Origin of the sequence: Psychrobacter sp. 4Bb (assembly GCF_002836735.1) — a bacterium.
GTDB lineage: Bacteria > Pseudomonadota > Gammaproteobacteria > Pseudomonadales > Moraxellaceae > Psychrobacter.
In genome coordinates, this window is the sequence record NZ_PJAS01000075.1 from 34,887 (window position 1) to 53,651 (window position 18,765).

The following is an 18,765-nucleotide window of genomic DNA, read 5'->3' on the forward strand; positions in this document are numbered from 1 at the left end:
TTTTGTTGTGACCTTTTTAAAGCCGCAGTGGGTTATAATAGCTACGTATTTACGATGATTACGCACTTATGACAATTAAGCGTTAAAAACTGAGTGTTTTAAAGAGTTTGCGCTTTTGCCCTATATTTTGTGGCGTATTTTTAGTAAAATCCTTCTTTACCAATTACCGACAGAGTACTATGACCAAGTTTATATTCGTGACCGGTGGGGTAGTGTCCTCACTAGGAAAAGGTATCACCGCAGCTTCTCTTGCAGCGGTCTTAGAAGCACGTGGCGTGACTGTCACGATGACCAAAATGGATCCGTATATTAACGTCGATCCAGGTACAATGAGTCCGTTTCAGCATGGTGAGGTATTCGTCACCGAAGATGGCGCAGAGACCGATCTAGATTTGGGTTATTACGAGCGCTTCTTGCGTCACTCAAAAATGAGTAAGAGTAATAACTTTACCAGTGGCCGTATTTATCAGAATGTGTTGAATAAAGAACGCCGTGGTGAATATCTAGGCGGTACTGTACAGGTTATTCCACATATTACTGATGAAATCAAAAACAAAATCCTTGCCAGTGGCGAAGGGTATGATATCGCTATTATCGAAATTGGCGGTACGGTTGGTGATATCGAGTCACTACCATTCATGGAAGCCGTACGTCAGATGCAAGTAGAGCTTGGCCGTAATAGAGCCATGCTAATGCATCTTACTTTAGTACCGTATATTGCTAGTGCGGGTGAGACCAAAACTAAGCCAACGCAGCATTCAGTAAAAGAGCTACGCTCTATTGGCCTACAGCCTGATATCTTAATCTGCCGCTCTGACCATCACATCTCACAAGACAACCGTCGCAAGATTGCGCTGTTTACCAACGTTGAAGAGCGTGCAGTCATTATGTGTGAAGATGCACAGAGTATCTATCAGATACCGCGTACATTGCACGAGCAAGATCTTGATGATTTAATCTGTGAGCGTTTCGGTCTTGATGTGCCTGAAGCTGATTTGAGCGATTGGGATAAAGTGGTTGAAGCACAGTTGAATCCAGAAGGAACAGTGACTGTTGCGATGGTTGGTAAATATGTCGAGCTTCCAGATGCTTATAAGTCTATTAACGAAGCATTGCTACATGCAGGTATCACGCATAAAGTAGACGTGAAGATTGACTACATCGATGCTGAACGTCTAGAAGATGACGATACTTTGCTTGCGCAGCTAAACGATGCTGATGCTATCTTAGTACCAGGCGGTTTCGGTGAGCGCGGTACTATGGGTAAAATAAAAGCCATTACTTATGCTCGTGAAAACAACGTTCCGTATCTAGGCATTTGTCTTGGTATGCAGTTGGCTGTGATTGAGTATGCGCGTAATGTACTTAACATTAATGCGAACTCTTCTGAATTTGATCGTAAGACAGCTGAGCCTATCATTGGTCTGATCACTGAATGGTTAGATGAGCGCGGCGAGCTGCAGATTCGTAGTGATGATTCAGACCTTGGTGGCACGATGCGCCTAGGCGCACAGCAAGCAGAGCTAGTTTCTGGCAGTAAGCTAAGCCAAATTTACGGTGCGAGCAATATCACTGAGCGTCATCGCCATCGCTATGAGATGAACAACCGTTATATCGAGCCGTTAGAGCAAGCAGGTATGACCATCTCTGGTTATTCTGCCAAGCAGCATTTGGTAGAGTCGGTTGAGATTTCTGAGCACCCATGGTTCGTTGCTGTACAGTTTCATCCAGAGTTCACTAGCTCACCACGTGGTGGTCATCCACTATTTAATAGCTTTGTAAAAGCAGCGAAGAACCATAACGAAGCGAAATAGCTCTCAAAATGTAATCTATGTTGAAAGCATTTATTATAAAAAAGACTGATCTTCGGATTGGTCTTTTTTTTGTTTAATTCAGGCTGTTTGTTGTTATTAATCAGCAATCATCTTTACTAATGACGTCTAATTACGCTTGCATACTTTTTTTAATTAGCCTATCGGTTACAATATGGGACAGACATATTAATAACAAAATAAGAGGTAATGGCTTCATGGAAAACTTATTGACCGCACAATCACATATCACGCTCAACACTCCTAACAACGATACGATTAACATTGGTAACGACCAGCCTTTTGTATTGTTCGGTGGTATGAATGTTTTAGAATCTAAAGAATTGGCATTTGAGATTGCTGAGCAGTATGTTGATATCTGCAAGCGCTTGGGTATTGGCTATGTTTTTAAAGCGAGCTTTGATAAGGCCAATCGTTCAAGTCTGCATTCGTATCGTGGGCCTGGTTTAGAGCAAGGTATCGATTGGTTAGGTCAGATCAAAGAAAAATTCCAAGTACCGATTATCACCGATGTGCATGAACCACATCAAGCAGCACCAGTCGCTGAGGTGGCTGATATTATTCAGCTACCTGCATTTTTGTCGCGTCAGACAGACCTAGTGCATGCGATGGCAAAAACAGATGCCATTATTAATATCAAAAAGGCGCAGTTTTTGGCTCCTCACGAGATGCGTCATATCGTCAATAAGTGCCTAGAAGGTGGTAATGATAAATTGATACTTTGTGAGCGTGGTAGTGCCTTTGGCTATAATAATTTGGTAGTGGATATGCTTGGTTTTGATACTATGAAGCAGATGGATATACCGGTATTCTTTGACGTGACGCATAGCTTACAACAGCCAGGTGCACGTAGTGATAGTGCTGGTGGACGTCGTGAGCAGATTACAACGCTTGCCCGTGCAGGTATGGCTACAGGGTTGGCAGGGTTATTTTTAGAAGCGCATCCAAACCCAGAAACTGCAAAGTGTGATGGTCCATGTGCGCTGCGTATGAGCCAACTAGAGCCGTTCTTACGTCAACTTAAGCAAATTGATGATTTGGTCAAAGGTTTTGAAGTATTGGATACTCATTGATACGGTACGTAATAAGAGGGCTATACAATGGCAATTCAAATGGCACAAGTAAGCATCGAAAATATCGATGATGCAGAAGGCTTAGATAGTGTAATGACCGCGCTTAAGAATATCTCAGGCGTGACGGCTATTAATTTGGATCCCAAGCATAATGTCGCAACAGTAAGCTATGATGATACAGATACTAGTATCCATGCCTTAACAGCAGCGATTAGTATGGTGGACTATGTGACTCAGCCATTTCCGATTGATTCACCGCAGAACCCGCACCATAATGATTTATAATTAAAAATAGCTATTGCTATAAATTTGTTGATGCGCTCTTTTACGTTTTTATTAATAAGTTACTGTCTCGTTAATAGCATCTCGTTAATAAAGCAACAACCAAACAGTCTTGTTGTCGAGGATAATAGGGCTTATGCTTATTTAATGTAGCTTTGATAGTTGCTCTTACTTTGATAACTTAAAAAGTGTCAAAGTAAGTATTAACAGAATCACTATTAGAGTTACTCATTACTAATAAAAATAAGGAGCCCAATATGGCAGATCAAACACGTATTATTAAAATTGACGGTATGACTTGTGGCGGATGCGTAGCAAGCGTACATACGGCAACAGCCGATATTGATGGATTAGAGACTATTACTGTTGACCTCGCTGATAACCTAGCGACGATAACCTTTGATGATAGCAAAACCAGTGCAGAGGCTATTGCTTCAGCTATTGATGATGCCGGATTTGAGGCGACAGTTGCTAACTCATAAATCTCATCACTTATTTACAAAACCAGCTAACATGTTATTACAAGCATGATAGCTGGTTTTTTAATGATTAACGATTATGAGCATTGATACATTGATACATTGATACATTAAGATATTGCTACTTTGTCTAAAATACTCATACTGAATACAATATAACCCAATTGCTTTATTTGAATTGTTTGCCCACCCACGGATATTTTATCGTGGTTCCTACAAATTTATAGGCACCATGACGAGTTTTATTTATGAACGATACCACCCGTACTACCAAAGATGAGTCTTATGATGTCGAAACTGATGTTGAGTCCAACACGCCACTTACACCGCAACGCGCGCATTTGCAATTGGCGATTGATGGCATGACTTGTCAGGCCTGCGCCTCAAGAATCGAGAAGGTGCTTAACAAAAAGCCTGCGGTGTATGAGGTAAGTGTGAGTTTTGCTGGCGAGACTGCCAATGTTGATTATGATCCAACCCAGACGACGCCCGAACAGGTGACAGAGTGGGTAAATAAAACAGGCTTTGTGGCTAATGTGCAGGCAGCCGATAGCTTATTTGCTCAGACTGACGAAGATACTGCCACTCAATATCCATGGCGTTTGATCGGATTATGGGTTTGTTTGGTGCCATTTTTAGTGGGTATGGCAGGTATGTTGACGGGTTCTGGTATGGCGTGGATGCCGCCAGTCTGGGTTCAGTTTATTTTAGCGACTGTAGTACAGTTTGGTTTGGCATTGCCGTTTTATAAGAGCGCATGGGCATCTATAAAAGGTGGCCTTGCCAATATGGATGTGCTGGTGGTCATTGGTACAATGACGATATGGGCGTATTCGACTTATCTTTGGCTCACGCATGGCGATGGTACTTTAAACAGTCTATTGCAAAGTGGGCATTTGGGCGAACACGGTGCGAGTAATAGCCCAGCCGTATATTTTGAAGCAGGGGTGATGGTCATTGCCTTTGTACGTACAGGTAAATATCTTGAGGAACGTACCAAGAAGCACAGCCTAAACAGTATTGATTTATTATTGTCATTGACACCTGATGAAGTAGAGCAGCAGCAGCCAAATGGTGAATTTCATAATATTGCGTTATCTGATGTACAAGTAGGTGACGTCCTACGTGCAAAACAAGGCAGCCGTGTCGCTACGGATGGTACCGTCATAGAAGGCAGCGGCTGGTGCGTGGAGAGTCATTTAACTGGCGAGTCGGTAGCTCTCAAAAAAGAACAAGGCGATGGATTGCTGGCAGGTGCTTTGGTAGAGAATGGTAGTCTACTGTATCGTGTCAGTGCAAAGGGCAGTGATACGAAACTCGGCGATATGGTACAAGCGTTGAGTGATGCACAAGGTTCAAAAGCCAATCTAGCGCGTCTCGCGGATCGAGTAACGGCTATTTTTGTTCCTATAGTAGTAACGATTGCATTGATCACCTTTGGGGTTACATGGTGGCTAACAGGTATGGTTGATACTGCACTAATGCACGCGGTATCGGTATTGGTTATTGCTTGTCCTTGTGCGCTTGGTTTGGCCACGCCAGCGGCGATCATGGCTGGTATGGGCGTTGCCGCGCGTCATGGTGTTTGGTTCAAAGATGCGCAAAGTCTTGAGGCAGCAGGTAATATCGATACGGTAGTACTCGATAAAACAGGTACATTAACTATTGGTAAACCTACTATCGTCGATCATGTCATGGTTGATAAATCGCTTGCTGTGGACGATGTATTGCAGATTGCCGCCAGTGTCGAGGCGCATGCCAGTCATCCACTAGCAACTGCTCTGGTAAACACAGCTAAAGACCGTCAACTGTCTCTATTTAATGTGACTGACATCAGTGTGATAAAAGGCGCTGGTATACAAGCAAATATCGAAGGTCTTGGGCTGATAAAAGTGGGTACGGCAGAGTTTGCGAACTTGACGTTGCCAAGATTTATGCCAAAAGTATGGCAAATTGCCAGTACCGTTGCGATTAGTATCAATGATGAGCCATTAGGTGCATTTGCCTTAGCTGATGATTTAAAGGCAGATACGCCGCAAGCAATCAATGCACTACAAGATGCGGGTATCAATGTGATCTTGATGAGTGGTGATAAGCAGTCCGTTGTCGATCATGTAGCAGGGCAGTTGGGTATTGATAAGGCTTATGGCAAGATGAGCCCGCGTGACAAGGCCAGTCAAATTGCACTATTGCAGACTGCTGGTCATAAGGTAGCGATGGCAGGAGACGGCGTCAACGATGCGCCAGCAATGGCCACCGCTGATGCCAGTTTTGCAATGTTTGAAGGGACTGATGTCGCGCAGCACAGCGCTTCTGCACGTCTCATGGGTGAGTCGCTCATGCATATCGATGCGGCACAAAAAATCGCTCAAGCAACGCTACGCAATATTAAACAAAATCTGTTTTTTGCCTTTATTTATAACTGTCTTGGTATTCCGCTTGCTGCATTTGGGTTTTTAAATCCGATGATTGCTGCCGCTGCTATGGCGCTTAGCTCCATCTCAGTACTCATGAATGCACTACGATTGACACGGTTTAAGACAGAGGTTGAGCTAGATAATACGATATCAACCTCTCATACGGATAAAGAGCATTTAGCAAAAGGATAGCTATCATATTTGCTTTAAGCTTCTATAAATATAAAACAGATAGCCATCGCATATATGTATCTCTAAGATTGTTTTTATGACGGCAAGTCGGTGTAAGATAAGGGAAGTTTGGTAAAATATATGCTATGATGCCAAGCACTATAGCCGACTATTAATCTGCTTGATACACCTCTAATTGCTGGGTAACTATAGCCACAAGATGGAAAGGTATGAAGGGTTTTTAGGATTACGCGCTATATGATATTTTGCTTTATCTTTTTTGTATGCTAGCTGCCGTTATTTATCTCACAAACTTGGCATGACCAAAGGAATTAACAGACATTATGTACGCTGAAGAAACCAACAACGTCACCGCAATTAAAGACATTCGCGCTCGTGAAATTTTAGACTCGCGCGGCAACCCAACTATCGAAGCTGATGTTATCTTAGCTGACGGTACTGTCGGCCGTGCTGCTGCTCCAAGTGGCGCATCAACAGGCTCACGTGAAGCGCTTGAGCTACGTGATGGCGACAAGACCCGCTTTATGGGTAAAGGCGTCAAAAAAGCCGTTTCTAATGTCAACAGTCAAATCCGCAGTGCCTTGATTGACAAAGATGTGACTGAGCAACAGGCCATTGATGATGCCATGATTGCGCTAGATGGTACAGAAAACAAAGAAAGCTTGGGTGCTAATGCTATGCTAGCTGTGTCACTTGCGACAGCCAAAGCGGCAGCCAAGTCACAGAATCTACCATTACATCAGTACATTGCCAATCTACGCAATCAAACGTCGTTGACCATGCCTGTGCCGATGATGAACATCTTGAACGGTGGTGAGCACGCGGACAACACAGTTGATATCCAAGAGTTTATGATTGAGCCTGTGGGCTTCACTAGCTTCTCAGAAGCGCTGCGTGCTGGTACAGAGATTTTCCATAGCTTAAAGTCAGTATTGAAATCACAAGGTCTCAACACTGCCGTTGGTGATGAAGGTGGTTTTGCACCTAACCTACGTAGTAACGAAGAAGCCATCACGGTTATCATGCAGGCGATTGAACAAGTCGGCTACAAAGCTGGTGAAGATATTCATCTTGCGCTAGATTGTGCGGCTAGTGAGTTTTACAAAAACGGTCAATACGTTTTGGCAGGCGAAGGTAACAAAGCCTTTGATAGCCAAGGGTTCTCAGATTACCTAGTTGGGCTGGCACGTCAGTATCCTATTATCTCTATCGAAGATGGTCTTGATGAGTCAGATTGGGATGGTTGGAAGTATCTGACCGAACAAATTGGCGATAAAGTCCAATTGGTTGGGGATGATTTGTTCGTAACCAATCCTGCAATCTTGCAAGAAGGTATCGATAAACATATTGCCAATGCAATTTTGATTAAATTTAACCAAATTGGCACCTTGTCAGAAACGCTAGATGCGATTTATATGGCTAAGAAAAATGGCTATGCAACCATCATTTCACATCGTTCAGGTGAAACGGAAGACAGCACCATCGCAGACTTGGCAGTTGGTACAGCGGCAGGCCAGATCAAAACTGGCTCACTCTGTCGTTCAGACCGCGTAGCGAAGTACAACCAATTGCTACGTATCGAGCAGCAAGTACGTGCAAGCTATCGTGGCCGTGAAGAATTTATCGGTCTACGTGGCTAAAAGTTTGACTGGATCTTTGGCGTATAATATATGTTAAGTAATGTACGCTAAAAAGCCTAAACTCATCAGCTGAAGTCAATATTTGGGCGATATATAATCATTTGTATATCGCCTAATCAGCTTAAATTTTACTATCCTCTTTTATACCGTTTGGCGTTATCACCTTATGAAATATTTTAGCCAATTTATACTACTTGCTTTAGCCGTTGCAGTGCTTTTAGGATTGCAATATCAGTATTGGTTGGGTGAAAATGGCCGTTTTGAACACAATAAGTTGACAGCTCAAATTGAAGAGCAACAACGTTTGAATGACAATCAAGTTGCAGCAAACAACTTACTACGCACCGATGTCCAAGACTTAAAAACGGGGCTTGAGGCCGTAGAAGAGCATGCTCGCTTAGATTTAGGTTTAATCAAACCGAATGAGACTTTTGTCCAAGTATCCACCGCACCAACCACGCACAGCAACTATTAGCTTTATAAATACACTAGCTTTCACGAATACACTAGCTTTCACGAATACACTAGCTTTCACGAATACACTAATTTTTACGACATGAATTAATTTTCATGATGCAGCATCATAATGTTGTTATCTGACATCATTCATCATACTTAACACCTGCTTTATTCCTCTTTACATATACTGTCATGGGCTCAAACCATGAGTACACCACTATGAATACAACCCCTAATATACATGCCATGATCGTCGCAGCTGGTCGCGGTAGCCGTTTTGGTGCATCTATCGCCAAGCAATATACAATGCTAGAAGGTCAGACGCTGTTGCAGCATAGCGTGGCACGACTTGCTTGTAGCGATTACATCGATAGGTGTCTATTGGTCATATCAGCCGATGACAGCACGGCTCAACAATTAGAGTTTGCACTTCCTGTACGCTATGCAGTCGGCGGAGCAGAGCGTTGGCAGTCAGTACAGGCAGGTGTTGAAGCGATTAGTCAGACAGGTGCTGATGATTCAGATTTGGTGCTTATTCACGATGCAGCACGTCCTGCTGTACCAAGTTCAGATATCGATCAAGTGATTGAAGCAGCGATGCTGGAGCCTTACGGCGCTATTCTAGCGACACCAGTGGCCGATACGTTAAAAGCTTCCTATCAGCAAGCTACCTCCGCAGAAGAGAGTCGTCCACATTCTTATACCAAATCTACTATTGATCGTAGTAATATATGGCAAGCACAAACCCCGCAAGTATTCCGCTTAGGTCAATTAAGAAAAGTCCTAAATCATGTGTTTGAACATCAGCTAAGCATCACAGATGAAGCCAGTGCTTTTGAACAACTAGGTTTACCAATACGCTTAGTCTCTGGTAGTCGCCAGAATATAAAACTGACCTATCCTGATGATGCGGTACTGTTAACAGCGATTATGGCGCTTCAGTCTTAGTTTCAACTCTGCTTCCGCTAACGAGCATCAGTTTTACTCCTTTTATACTTAATGGTGGCCATGATAAGAATTATGGCTTCAGTAGCCACTATATCCTCGTTAGACTTTTCTGTACTATTCTTAAAAATTAATGAATCCAAAAATCAACTATTACTAAAGCCTATACCCAGAATATATATAATCTACTTTGGAATATAATATGGTTATTACATATGTTTTTGTGTCTGAGCGGGCCTATGTCCAGTAATAGGTTGCTTTAATGACCAAACTAACCTATGATGTAACTAACTTAATACAATTAATATAAAAACTTATAAAATCAATAATATATCAGACCGATTCATTACGCTTAGTTATGTTGTCTCTATATTTTTTCTGAAGTTAGTATGATTGTTTTAGCGACATTTACCTGATAATAGGGAGAAGCTGATTGTCAACAATCAACGATTCAACAAACCCAGTAACGACAGATCTCTGCCAGCTTGTATATATAAGCCGGATTACCTCTACTGGTCTTTCAAGTCCTAGCACGCTTAATGATATCTCAGAGACCGCGGTTGAACGCAATCAAATAGATAATGTCACCGGTATTCTTTGCTATGGCAATGGCTACTTTTTACAGTGCGTCGAAGGATCAGAGCAGGCACTAACCAACCTAAAAAATCGTTTGTTGGTAGATGATCGACATAAAGAGTTAAAGATTTTAGATTTTTCTGAAATTACCAAACGTCGTTTTGCCAGTTGGTCATTACGTTCGATTACCCTTGAGCGTTGGATGACTAAAGAGCCTGAGCTTAAAAAGTTAATGCCATTTAAGCCGTATGAGTGGGATTCTAATGAGTGGCAGAAGTTCTTAGACATATTGCAGGGCTACTATGAAGAGCAAACAAGAAGAACAGGTAACGTTGATACGCCTCCTGTCAAATACAGTACGCTAGGGGTGACTCTAAGTAAAGTTGTAGGGCAGCATCAGGCGTTCTTTTTGATCCAGACGATATTGGGATTAATGATAGTTGCTACGTTGCTATGGTTGCTGCTGTAATCGATAAATATGAATAAAGTTCCCATTGAGCCAAGCTATATTTACAATTAATAAGACAACCAAAAGAAAAAGCCAGCATTCAATTAATGCTGGCTTTTTTATTTAGAAGAATAAGTTGGCTTTTAATGACAGACATAAAAAAACCCAGTTCATAATAAATCATGAACTGGGTTTTTGGTGGTACGCTTGTTAGTCTAATCTAATGCTAAGCAATAGTGCTAACAAGTGACGCCAAATAGTGGCGTCCCCAGGGGGATTCGAACCCCCGTTACCGCCGTGAAAGGGCGGTGTCCTAGGCCTCTAGACGATGGGGACTAGTAACAACACTTCAACTGCTTTCACCATTTATGCTGAAGTGGTGCGTATTTTAATAGCGACGGCGCTTCCTGTCAAGCCTTTTTCTACGTCTTTTTAAAATTAAATATCTTTTTTTAATTGCGCGACGAGGATGTAGGTCATTTCGCTTTAAATGATAGCGAATCCATAAAGAAGTACAGGCGCTAATCGTCAATGCGAGCAGCATATAACCGAGAATGGTGCCCCATAACTTGAGCTGTGGATCCATAATAAAGTCCCTCCTATTAATCTTGATAGTGCTTGCTATCAAGACAGTGTGAGCAACTTGAACCATCTATAGGATATAACTACATCGCTTAAGAGTGATATTTTATCATCAGACCGTTATTCATATCGAATAAAACAACTACGTTTTTCATCACGAAAATAGTTCCGTCTATTTATTATGATATCAATCATATCCCTATTGATTGCCAAATCAAGATGTCAAAGTCATCAAGTATTACAAATAGCACTATTATGTATGATTGGCAATATAAGATATGTGACTTATTGACTGTCGCTATCAGCTGACTCTTCTTTCGCGTCTTCATTGTGCAGCGCATTGGCCAACATAGGGTAGTTATTCAGTATATGACAGAATAGCTCAGCAGTCTTTTGAGTGTCATACAGAGCTGAGTGAGCATTCTTACCATCGAACTCTAACCCTGCTGCTTTACAAGCGCGCGCTAGGACAGTTTGACCAAACGCCAATGCTGATAAGGTAACGGTATCAAATACTGAAAAGTTATGAAATGGATTGTGGTTTTTGCTATTGGTTCGTAGCACAGCTGCATTTAAAAAAGCCAAGTCAAAATGGGCATTATGTCCAATTAGGACACACTGACGGCATTCTTCATCACGGCGTACGTCTTTTAACCCTTTAAAGATGCGGCGCAAGGCTGTTTTTTCATCTTCTGCAATGGCTTTACGCATTGGGTTTTTAGGATCAATGCCGGTAAAGGCAAGCGCACTTGGCTCTAAGTTTGCGCCTTCAAAAGGCTCAATATGAGCGTTGAAAGCTTCACCTGGATAAAATACACCTTGCTCATTTAGTAAGACGGGAATGCAGGCAATTTCTAACAGTGCATCCGTCTGGGCATTGAAACCTGCTGTTTCCACATCGACGACGACAGGCAAGAACTTACGAAAGCGGTCTTTTAATGCCATAGGTGCTTGCTCATCTGTCGCTGAAGCTACATCTTCAGCGGAAGTGCTTAGAGTCGCATTAAGACTGGCAGATTTAGGGTTTGATAAGTCTTCGTCAGGCAAGGTCGCTATGTTTTGATTGGTCATATAAAGTTAAATCACTTTTATCAGTCGTACTAATATATTGAATAAGAAATAAGCATCCTATGATACTAACTGCACCTTTAGTACAAAGAAATCTACTACAAAGGTATCATTAGTATCATAGGATAAAATAATAGGTCATTTATTGAATGCTAAGCTTTGTGAGCATTAAGCCTTGACTGACCAAGGTAGCGTCTCACCTGCCATCAAGGGCGTCAATGATGCACCATCAAAATAAGGATAGTCAGTCGGTACTTGCATAGGCGTGTTGACAAGTGTGATCGTGCTTTCATTTAGAGGTAAGCCGTAGAACTGAGCGCCAAAACGACTGGCAAAACCCTCTAACTTATCTATTTTTCCAACACTATCAAAGGCGGTCGCATACAAAGGCAGCGCCGTGGCTGCGCTATAGCAACCTGCACAGCCACAAGCGGCTTCTTTTTTGTCTGTCGCATGTGGCGCAGAGTCAGTACCTAAAAAGAACTTTGGATTACCACTAGTGGCCACATCTAATAGCACTTTCTGGTGGCTCTCACGTTTTAAGATAGGTAGGCAATAAAAGTGCGGTTTGATGCCACCAACCAATAGATGATTGCGGTTAAACATCAAGTGCTGCGGCGTGATAGTCGCAGCAACATGGTTACCTTGTGACAATACAAAATCTGCCGCATCGCTGGTAGTGATGTGCTCTACTACTATTTTCAATGTAGGAAATTTCACGATAATTTGTGCCAACACTTCATCTAAGAAACGCTTTTCACGATCAAAAATATCTATATGGTCTTGTGTCACTTCGCCATGTATCAGTAGTGGCAGGTTGTACTTTTCTAATGCTTCAAAGACATCGACACAGGCATTAATATTGGTGACACCATCTGCAGAATTGGTAGTTGCTCCAGCAGGATAGAGTTTGACAGCTTGTACGATACCTGACTGCGCTGCCAACTCAATATCTTGGGCAGTGGTATTATCCGTTAAGTATAGAGTCATACGTGGATCAAAAGCTGACTTGCGCTCAAGACTTAAATCACTTGCTGCTAATTGCTCCATGATACGTGCGCGGTAAGCAATCGCATCCTGCGCATTTTTGACTGGAGGCACAAGGTTTGGCATACAGATGACACGGTTAAAGCTGCCTGCTGCATGAGGTACGGTCGTGCTCAAGGCGAGATCGTCACGCAAATGAATATGCCAGTCATCTGGCTGAAGGATGGTCAATTCTCTAATCGAATCAGTCATAGTGTCAAAGCGCTCTATATCGTCAAATAAAGGAAACAAAAGGGAGTGTTACTGTGGGTCTATCATAACAGATTTGCCCACTTGACTAAATATAAGGCTAGATATCTGTACATAATTCATCGGGCTGAGATGAATATCTTGTCGTTAAATGATGTTTAAATTCTAGTGGCAAAAATGAGGTTGACTAGAATTTAAGTCAAAAGCGCACGCCTTATGGCAGTTAGACTTTTGCCCATAGTAAATATGATGTACACTGAGCAGGTAATTATCGTTCGACTTGCTTTCGATTTGATCGTCGCCTTTTCTAAAACTATATTTCATAATGGGAGTTCTTCATGGCTCAACTTGATCCAAAAAATATCAATAAAATCGTCTTGGCTTATTCAGGTGGTCTTGATACCTCAATCATCGCTAAATGGCTACAAGAAACCTATGATGCGGAAGTAATCACCTTTACCGCTGATATCGGTCAAGGCGAAGAAGTTGAGCCAGCACGAGCCAAAGCTCAAGCAATGGGTATCAAGCATATCCATATCGAAGATTTGCGTGAAGAGTTCGCTCGTGATTATGTATTCCCTATGTTCCGTGCCAATGCTATCTACGAAGGTGAGTACTTGCTGGGTACGTCTATTGCTCGTCCATTGATTGCCAAGCGCTTGGTTGAGATTGCTAAAGAGCATAACGCCGATGCCATCAGCCATGGTGCGACTGGTAAAGGCAATGACCAAGTTCGTTTTGAGCTAGGTGCTGTCGCTTTGTCACCAGATGTAGTAACTATTGCTCCTTGGCGTGAGTGGGATCTATCAAGCCGCGAAAGCTTGATGAAATATGCTGAAGAGCATGACATCGCAATTGATTATGCGGGCAATAAGAAAAAATCTCCTTACTCAATGGATGCGAATTTACTGCATATCTCTTATGAAGGCGGTGTTCTAGAAGAACCGTATACTGAAGCAGAAGATGACATGTGGCGCTGGTCTGTCAGCCCAGAAGAAGCACCTGATGAAGCGCAATATCTAGAACTAGAATACGAAAAAGGCGACATCGTTGCTATCGATGGTGAAGCACTTAAGCCTTATGAAGTCATGATTAAGCTGAACGAAATCGGCGGCAAACATGGTATCGGCCGTTTAGATATCGTTGAAAACCGTTACGTAGGCATGAAGTCACGTGGTTGCTACGAGACGCCAGCGGGCACGATTATGCTAAAAGCGCATCGCGGTATCGAATCACTAACGCTTGATCGTGAAGCTGCCCATCTAAAAGATGAGCTAATGCCACGCTACGCAAAAATCATCTACAATGGCTATTGGTTCAGCCCTGAGCGTATGATGCTACAAGCATTGATTGACAAATCACAAGAATACGTCAACGGTACTGTACGTGTAAAACTGTATAAAGGTAGCGTGAGCGTTGTTGGCCGTAAATCTGACGATTCATTGTTTGATGAAAAAATCGCTACTTTCGAAGATGATGCGGGCGCTTATGATCAAAAAGACGCAGAAGGCTTTATCCGTCTAAATGGCCTACGTTTAGCTATCGAAGCTAGCCGTGGTCGCGATTTATCTAAGTAAGTTTTTTGGCTGCTGATAGCCAATTCGTAACTTAGATCGCACAACAAAAAAGAGGCTCTATATTAATAGGGCCTCTTTTTTTTTATGGCTAATAAATGATTGTTAAAACCATCGCTTTGAGGGTAGCTATTTCAAAAGTAAAAGGTTTTACTCAGCTGTTTCTGTCTCTACAACGTCAGATTCATCTTCGTCTACCATTACAATGGCTACATCTTGCTGTTGGCGCTCATCAATGGCATCTTGTTCTAATACTTCTTCAGTTGCCAGGATAGCACCGTCAGATTTTTGCGATTGGTATTTCAAGGTAGCGAGTGCACCAAGGACACCAACGACAAGTATGATGATAAGAATGACAGGATTTTTCCATAGTGGTGTAGAAGCCTCATACTCGATGGGCTTTTCACTAGTGGTGGTCGGTGTATTGTCGTTATTGCCGCCGATTAACCCCAAACTTACCAAAGGCGGTTTGGGCGGATTGGCTGGTTCAGAGTTAACACGTAGTCGATTTCGACTGAGATAGATATCTGATATTTTGGCTAATTGTAGCAGCCAGCGTTGATGTGGTAAGGCAACGGCATGCATTTCCGTAAATACTAGCATATCATTGTGACGACCCTGCTGTAGATTGTCAGGTGAGCGTCCAATGGCTTTTAGATAATTGCCTGTCGCCATTTGCATATCTTGCACAGGTTCATAGTTTTCAGGTTTGAATCCAGTCAGCTCATACCAGTAAGGATCAAAAGGAGGTGGAGTGCTTGATAACTGCTCAGTATTTAGTAATGTACGCTCCGCGTTACTTTCTGAGTTGTTCTCTATCGCTTCAGCAGCTTCAGTAGTTGATTCGGGTAGGTCACTGTTGCTTTCTGTCTCAGCAGATGAGGTATGCGTGTGCTCTGGGCTAAATCGGGCTGCTGATAAAAACTGTGGTTGTAGCGCAAACCATTTATTGATCTCATCACTGTCTAGTTGACTGTATTCTGTCAGGATAGCCAATTCACGCAGCACAATCACGCATAAAGAGGTAAGTAGAGTTTGAGCCTGCTGCGTCGTTGCATCGATCTTTTCAGCGATATGTTCGCTTGCCTTTATGACACGGGCATTATCACTAAATACAGCATCTGCCGCATCGTGACGATGGTAGAGTGTGGCGCTAATGGTGGCAAAGTTCATTGAGTTATACTGTCGTAACTCTTTGACAGCACTACGACCAAACAGCTTTTTGCTGACTGCTTGTCCCTGATGACGCTGTTGATAGGCGAGCAGCGCACTTATGATGGCTTGTAGACTGGCATCCACCCCTAAGCGAGCTTGCGGTAGAGAGAGCTGTGCCGCATCGGCCAAAAGTGACAGCATAGGCTGGGTATCATGATATAAAAAATCATACATCGACACACGTGTCGGTGAAATAGTCGTCATAATCTGCTAGCATCAAAAAGTGTGCCCCTATATTACGGTGCCAAATGTCTTGATACAATCCCTTGATAATAGAAATTTTCAATCATTTTACTAATAACCTTGATAGTAATCTGATGAATGACTGATAGTCGGAAGCATTTATGACCAATAATAAGACGCTTGATAAACAACTCGTGATTAATATCGCTGAGCAAACATTAACGATGTACCAGCAGCAGACTGAGGTTGCGAGATACGTAGTCTCCACTGCAAAGAATGGTATTGGTAGTCAGCAGGATAGTGGTTGCACGCCGCTTGGTAGGCATGTCATTGAACAAAAAATAGGTGGTAGCGAGCCTATGAATGCGGTATTTGTCGGGCGTGTGCCGACAGGTGAGATATACGATGCAAATCTTGGTGAGCTACATCCAAAGCGTGACTGGATATTGAGCCGTATTCTTTGGTTAAGCGGTCTTGAGGAAGGGTTAAACAAAGGTAGCAATGGCCAAGGTGGTTGCGATACTTATGAGCGCTATATCTATATTCATGGTACACCAGATACTGAACCAATGAGTATTCCGCTATCACATGGCTGTATCCGTATGCGTAATCAAGATATTGTAGAATTATTTGAGCAAGTGGAGGAGGGTACGCCCGTTACGATCGTTGTTGACTAGGTCGTGTTGCACACAAATTTAGCCATAGCGCTGACAGAAACTATTTAAACACAATAAAAAAAGACAGCTAGTTATATAACAAGCTGTCTTTTTTATGGAGTGGTTTTACTTTATGAAAGTAGTATCCGTCATAAAAATGATATTACTATTACCAAAACGTTGAGCTGTCCGCAAATTTTGCTAAACGTGCATCAATATGACTCTGGTCATCAGTCAGTATGGCAGCGAACCAACCCGCACCATATAAAGCATTAGTATCTGTTGTTGATTTTAACTCATAAAACTGCTGATATTGATTATCATCGTTTAGTTGTTCTAACGCTTTTTGCGCTTTTATCAGCCTTTTTAGCCAACGTTTGGTTTTCTTTTTAGCTTTTTTCTTACTTAGTAAAGGCGTAGAAAATTCACTGATGTAACGCAAATCTCTTAACTGATTAAGCAGGTCGCTTTCAGGTTGGTTATTATCAGCAACATCTATGCTTACATTTGTGTCATCGCTCACAAGCTCAGCAACACTTACTTCATCACTTACTTCGTCAGCTTCTTTATTGGTTTTAAGGCATTTCTTATATTGTTTAGAAAGGACTTTCGTTAGCTTATCGCGGGCAAGCTGATCAGTCTGAGGTTCAATGCTGGGGTCGCTCATAGTAAAGGCAATCAGCTCTAGTAAGGTTATCTGAAAGTCATTAGCTTGCAGCGTATTGATGGGTGTGATTTTGATATCTTCGATATCTGTTGTCCAGTCGACGGCAGGCGCGCCACATGCTTGTAGCTCAGGTTCGATCTGTGCATTGATATAAGCAAGTTGATAGTATTCGCTAAGTAAGGTTGCAGTTTGCTTTAGTATTGGCAACCATTCAGGGTTAATTTCATCAGAGAAGTCGGTAAATGCTTTCAACGCAGTACGCAAGCGATCAATACCAATCCGCAACTGTAGAATATGATCGTCATCTATACTGCCAGCGACGATAGCACTGCTATTTGATAGTATCTGTAATAAGCAATTGTGTACGACCGCACGTATAAAGGCAGGTGCACTGCTGTCTTTGTGTATTTGCAATTGACTTAGGTTTGCGTTGACCGCTGGACTGTGTTTTTGTCCGTTAATAAGTAAGCTACCGTTTTCAGCTTTGGTAACGGTAGATAGACACAGCTTATAGCGCTTGCACCATGTTTTGGCAGTCGTAAATAGAAAATCTAAATCTCCTGACACCAGTTCAAACTCTATCTCTTGAATGGCTTTGCGTAGCGAGTCATCAGTACCATGGATGATTTCTCCCTGATCGTAAGCCATTTCGATGCAATTATCGGTTTCATCTTCATTACTTTCTGTTAGCAACCGCGTAGTGCGCTCGACGTCAGTAACATAAAGTCGTGTTAGCGTCTTTACTAACTTTTTGAGTTTAAAGTCAGCCAATGCTGCAGCGATTGGAGTGTCTTGATATATCGTTAAATCAGGCATCAGCTCATTATTATCGAGCATCGTTTGTACTTGCTCATTATCGAGTACGGCATTGTGCTCCAAGCGTGCCGCGATACCATCACCACCAGCTTTAATGGTTTGAACCCATGTATCACCTTCTTTGCGAATACGCAGACCGATACCTGCCTGTGCAAGCTGTTGGTCAGGCGTATCGTAATAATGTGCAGCCAGTTGCGTCACTTGTGAGGATTTAACGTGCGTTTGACGCATTAATCCCTTTAGTCGTGACTCTGGTACCAAAAACTTCAGCTCTATCTCTTGCATATTAGCTCCTAATAATTCTGACTGATGGCTCTGATCGATGGTTGTGATAAACCATTATTAGTCTACCATTCTCTGATTATTTAAACCGCAATAAAAAACCGCCCTACATGATGTAGGGCGGTTTTTTGATAAATACTGCT

General features: G+C 42.4%; 16 protein-coding genes and 1 tRNA gene. 11 read left to right on the top strand and 6 right to left on the bottom strand.

Annotated elements, in window-relative coordinates; genetic code table 11:
• The first annotated feature begins 179 nt into the window (after positions 1–179).
• The 9 genes from CXF60_RS12880 to CXF60_RS12920 all read left to right on the top strand — a co-directional run bounded on the left by CXF60_RS12880 (position 180) and on the right by CXF60_RS12920 (position 10,364).
• Positions 180–1,814, top strand: a complete 1,635-nt coding sequence (locus tag CXF60_RS12880) for a CTP synthase (protein ID WP_057761184.1) — start codon at positions 180–182, stop codon at positions 1,812–1,814.
• 215 nt (positions 1,815–2,029) lie between these two features.
• Positions 2,030–2,905, top strand: coding sequence for a 3-deoxy-8-phosphooctulonate synthase (gene kdsA, locus CXF60_RS12885; protein ID WP_102092253.1), 876 nt, complete (start codon positions 2,030–2,032; stop codon positions 2,903–2,905).
• A gap of 27 nt (positions 2,906–2,932) precedes the next feature.
• Positions 2,933–3,190 (top strand): heavy-metal-associated domain-containing protein, encoded by a 258-nt coding sequence (locus tag CXF60_RS12890; RefSeq protein ID WP_102092254.1) that lies wholly within the window; start codon positions 2,933–2,935, stop codon positions 3,188–3,190.
• Positions 3,191–3,444: 254 nt separating this feature from the next.
• Entirely contained in the window at positions 3,445–3,669 is a 225-nt protein-coding gene (locus CXF60_RS12895; protein WP_057761178.1) for a heavy-metal-associated domain-containing protein, read from the top strand.
• A gap of 245 nt (positions 3,670–3,914) precedes the next feature.
• A complete protein-coding gene (locus tag CXF60_RS12900; protein WP_102092255.1) occupies positions 3,915–6,275 on the top strand; it encodes a heavy metal translocating P-type ATPase in 2,361 nt (786 codons plus the stop codon).
• 323 nt (positions 6,276–6,598) lie between these two features.
• The gene (gene eno, locus CXF60_RS12905) at positions 6,599–7,915 is read left to right on the top strand and encodes a phosphopyruvate hydratase (protein WP_057761174.1); all 1,317 of its coding nucleotides are present in this window, start codon (positions 6,599–6,601) and stop codon (positions 7,913–7,915) included.
• A gap of 166 nt (positions 7,916–8,081) precedes the next feature.
• Complete coding sequence (locus CXF60_RS12910) at positions 8,082–8,390, top strand: FtsB family cell division protein (RefSeq protein WP_057761172.1); 309 nt, start codon at positions 8,082–8,084, stop codon at positions 8,388–8,390.
• A 203-nt stretch (positions 8,391–8,593) separates the two neighbouring features.
• On the top strand, positions 8,594–9,322 hold the full coding sequence (gene ispD / locus CXF60_RS12915) for a 2-C-methyl-D-erythritol 4-phosphate cytidylyltransferase (RefSeq protein ID WP_228707135.1): 729 nt from the start codon (positions 8,594–8,596) through the stop codon (positions 9,320–9,322).
• 430 nt (positions 9,323–9,752) lie between these two features.
• Positions 9,753–10,364: a BLUF domain-containing protein gene (locus CXF60_RS12920; RefSeq protein ID WP_102092257.1), complete on the top strand. Its 612-nt coding sequence runs from the start codon at positions 9,753–9,755 to the stop codon at positions 10,362–10,364.
• A gap of 239 nt (positions 10,365–10,603) precedes the next feature.
• Here the strand turns inward: CXF60_RS12920 and CXF60_RS12925 are convergent.
• From CXF60_RS12925 to pyrC, 4 genes are all read right to left on the bottom strand, one after another.
• Positions 10,604–10,679 (bottom strand) — tRNA-Glu (locus CXF60_RS12925).
• A gap of 52 nt (positions 10,680–10,731) precedes the next feature.
• The gene (locus CXF60_RS14345) at positions 10,732–10,929 is read right to left on the bottom strand and encodes a hypothetical protein (protein WP_134292217.1); all 198 of its coding nucleotides are present in this window, start codon (positions 10,927–10,929) and stop codon (positions 10,732–10,734) included.
• A gap of 281 nt (positions 10,930–11,210) precedes the next feature.
• Entirely contained in the window at positions 11,211–11,870 is a 660-nt protein-coding gene (rnt, locus tag CXF60_RS12930) for a ribonuclease T (RefSeq protein ID WP_101206451.1), read from the bottom strand.
• A 291-nt stretch (positions 11,871–12,161) separates the two neighbouring features.
• Positions 12,162–13,232: a dihydroorotase gene (gene pyrC, locus CXF60_RS12935; protein WP_102092258.1), complete on the bottom strand. Its 1,071-nt coding sequence runs from the start codon at positions 13,230–13,232 to the stop codon at positions 12,162–12,164.
• Between the two features lie 335 nt (positions 13,233–13,567).
• On the opposite strand from pyrC, the gene CXF60_RS12940 reads away from it, so the two are divergent.
• Positions 13,568–14,806, top strand: a complete 1,239-nt coding sequence (locus tag CXF60_RS12940; RefSeq protein WP_057761167.1) for an argininosuccinate synthase — start codon at positions 13,568–13,570, stop codon at positions 14,804–14,806.
• A 147-nt stretch (positions 14,807–14,953) separates the two neighbouring features.
• On the opposite strand, the gene CXF60_RS12945 is transcribed toward CXF60_RS12940, so the two are convergent.
• Positions 14,954–16,222: a hypothetical protein gene (locus tag CXF60_RS12945; RefSeq protein WP_102092259.1), complete on the bottom strand. Its 1,269-nt coding sequence runs from the start codon at positions 16,220–16,222 to the stop codon at positions 14,954–14,956.
• A 140-nt stretch (positions 16,223–16,362) separates the two neighbouring features.
• Here CXF60_RS12945 and CXF60_RS12950 point away from each other — a divergent pair, with 140 nt between their 5' ends.
• Complete coding sequence (locus tag CXF60_RS12950) at positions 16,363–16,878, top strand: L,D-transpeptidase (protein ID WP_102092260.1); 516 nt, start codon at positions 16,363–16,365, stop codon at positions 16,876–16,878.
• A 148-nt stretch (positions 16,879–17,026) separates the two neighbouring features.
• Here CXF60_RS12950 and CXF60_RS12955 read toward each other — a convergent pair whose 3' ends face one another.
• Positions 17,027–18,625, bottom strand: coding sequence for a CYTH and CHAD domain-containing protein (locus CXF60_RS12955; RefSeq protein ID WP_102092261.1), 1,599 nt, complete (start codon positions 18,623–18,625; stop codon positions 17,027–17,029).
• Between the last annotated feature and the right edge of the window lie 140 nt (positions 18,626–18,765).